This is a genomic window from Rhizobium sp. FY34, assembly GCF_005222845.1.
Taxonomy (GTDB): Bacteria; Pseudomonadota; Alphaproteobacteria; order Rhizobiales; family Rhizobiaceae; genus Neorhizobium.
Genome location: NZ_STFZ01000027.1, coordinates 1 through 1,534, shown reverse-complemented (window position 1 = coordinate 1,534; position 1,534 = coordinate 1). Strand labels below are relative to the sequence as shown.

The window sequence follows — 1,534 nt, the reverse complement described above, 5'->3', positions numbered from 1 at the left end:
CGGCCATGGCACTCGTCGCCTGGTTGAGACGCTCTTCGGCTTCTGCCTCGGCACGCGCCTGAACCTGCGCACGCTCGGCTTCGGCGCGTTGGCGGCTGCCGGCAGCATCGGCTTCCAGTTCGGCGTTGCGAATGGCCGCCTGGCGGAAGATTTCCACCGACTGCGCCATATCGCCGATCTCGTCCGTGCGATCCGTATAGGGAATCGACGTCTGGCTGTCGCCGTCGGCCAAGGTCATCATGCGGGTCTTGATGGCCCGGATGGTCTGCGACACATGCCGCACAACGACAAAGCAGAGCGCAAGGGCAAGAAGGCAGATGAGGGCCGAGGTTGCAACGCCGCGGAGAAAATTGCTGCGCAACGTCGATAGTTCGTTTTGCGCGGCGACCTGCAGAGCCGTGGCAGTGCGGGCAACCAGCCCCGCCATCAAGCCCGCCTGCGCGCCATTGCCGGACGTCCAAACCTTGAGATTATCCGGATCGGCACCCTGGATCTCGTTGGTGTACATGCGCTTGCGCAAGTCCACGAGGGGCAGGCCCTGTCCCTGTGCAAAGTTCTCATACTCCCTGACGATATCGGCCGGAAGGAATTCGCGCATCTGTGGAGTGTAGCGGTCCCGCAGGCCCTTGGCATGCAGCATGAAGGTAAATTCGATATGGGAGAGTGTCCGCCCGCCGAGAAAGGCCTCGCCGGAGCGAAACTCGATCAGTCCCGCATCATTGACCTGCATGAGCGCATGGAAACCGTCAATGAGACGAGCAAGTTTCAGGTCATCGATGGCAGCAGCAGACCGCCGCACAAGATCAAGGCCTGCAGCCGAGGCCGGCTGCAATGTTGCCAGCGCAATGGTTGTGGCTTCGACGCCCGCATCAACCGTCTGTCGGTAGGTTTGCAGTTGTGGACGCTTTTCCGTGATGAAAGCCACCGACTTTTCGATGGACGGGTCGCTATTGCCCTCGCTTTTCCAGCCATCGAAGGCCATCTGGAGATTGGCAATGGCCGTGTCTGTCGCCTGTCGGCGTTCAACGCGCTGCTCTGGTTTTGCAAAAGCCTCAGCCGGCAGGGCCTGCGCAATCGCGCCGCCGGCATTGGCGAGCTTCTGCAAGGCCTGCTGGCTTTCGAGCCGCGCATAGGATTGGTAGGTCACGTAGGTGGATTCGCCGCTTGCCCAGAGGAAAGCAAGCAATGGAGCCGTGGCAATAAGATAGAGCAGGCTTTTCAATGACAGAGACCGCATAGGTTTACCTTACCAATCCGTGGCAACAGGGACAGCAGAAACGCCGTAAGCGCACCACCAAGCATATTACAGTAAGCCAATATTCATGAATAAAGAGAAAAGCTCACCGGTGACTACCACCGATGAGCTTTCTGTATTTTGTTAAGGGCAAAGATAGGGACAAGGTTTGGCTTTGTCCGTAAGAATATTCCTGTCGAGATCCGACAAATCTCAGAACTCTTCCCAGTCCTGTGCGCTTGCCACGGCAGCATTGCCCTGGCTGCGCAGTTGCGGCGCACGGGTCGCCGGTGCCGATGC

The 1,534-nt window shown here is 58.9% G+C and carries 1 protein-coding gene; it reads right to left on the bottom strand.

Going from position 1 to position 1,534, the window contains the following annotated elements; all coding sequences use genetic code 11:
* The coding region (locus E8M77_RS24300; RefSeq protein ID WP_137132117.1) for a nitrate- and nitrite sensing domain-containing protein at positions 1-1,237 on the bottom strand (1,237 nt) is incomplete at its 3' end.
* Positions 1,238-1,534 lie beyond the last annotated feature (297 nt).